This is a genomic window from Mycobacterium sp. 1245801.1, from assembly GCF_001673055.1.
Taxonomy (GTDB): Bacteria; Actinomycetota; Actinomycetes; order Mycobacteriales; family Mycobacteriaceae; genus Mycobacterium; species Mycobacterium europaeum_A.
In genome coordinates this window covers 1-839 of record NZ_LZKY01000357.1, presented here as the reverse complement: position 1 = coordinate 839, position 839 = coordinate 1, and the positions used below count along the sequence as shown (strand labels likewise).

Genomic DNA, 839 nt, shown 5'->3' with positions numbered 1-839 from the left:
CAGCAGCTGCTGCAGCAGCATTACGCGCGGACCCTCAACATCTGGGCGGCCAACCTGGAGGCCAACAAGGACAAGGCGGTCGCCCTGCAGTCCCAGGAGGTCTACGACAAGTACATGCACTACCTGACCGGCTGCGAGAACTTCTTCCGCAAGGGTGTCACCAATGTGGGGCAATTCACGTTGGTCAAGTAGGGCGGGACAAGTCGGCCCCGAACGGTTCACCGTTCGGGGCCGATTGCTTTACTGGGCCGGTTACTTCTCCAGCGTGAACTGATTGACGTCGGTGTAGCCCGCACGGAACAACTTCGCGCAGCCGGTCAGGTACTTCATGTACCGGTCGTAGACCTCCTGGGACTGGATGGCGATCGCCTGCTCGCGATTGGCCTCCAGGTTGGCCGCCCAGATGTTGAGGGTCCGCGCGTAATGCTGCTGCAGCAGCTGCACCCGCTCGATCGTGAAGCCCGCCGCCTCGCCGAATTTGAAAATGTCTTCCTGCGCCGGGAGTTGTCCACCCGGGAAAATTTCCTGGCCGATGAATCGAGCGAATCGGATATCGCTCATCGTGATGGAAACACCGCGCTCGTGCTGCTGTTTTTGCGTGTAGGTCAAGATGGTGTGCAACAGCATTCGGCCGTCGTCGGGAAGGATCTCGTAGGCGCGCTCGAAAAATGCGGGATAGCGCTCCATCTTGAAAGCTTCGAAGGCGCCAATCGTGACGATCCGGTCGACCTTGTCCTCGAACTCTTCCCAGCCCTGCAACCGCACCTCGATGTTGCGGCTGGTCGGCAATCCGGCCAGCTTGTTCTTGCTGTACTCAAACTGATTGCGGCTCAGCGTGA

Annotated in this window: 2 protein-coding genes; one reads left to right on the top strand and one right to left on the bottom strand. The window is 59.5% G+C overall.

Annotated elements, in window-relative coordinates:
* On the top strand, window positions 1–192 hold a 192-nt coding region (locus tag A5622_RS22630), incomplete at its 5' end, for a class I SAM-dependent methyltransferase (protein ID WP_197508078.1).
* A 60-nt stretch (window positions 193–252) separates the two neighbouring features.
* On the opposite strand, the gene A5622_RS22625 is transcribed toward A5622_RS22630, so the two are convergent.
* Window positions 253–839: class I SAM-dependent methyltransferase (locus tag A5622_RS22625; RefSeq protein WP_066870467.1), on the bottom strand; the 587-nt coding region annotated here is incomplete at its 5' end.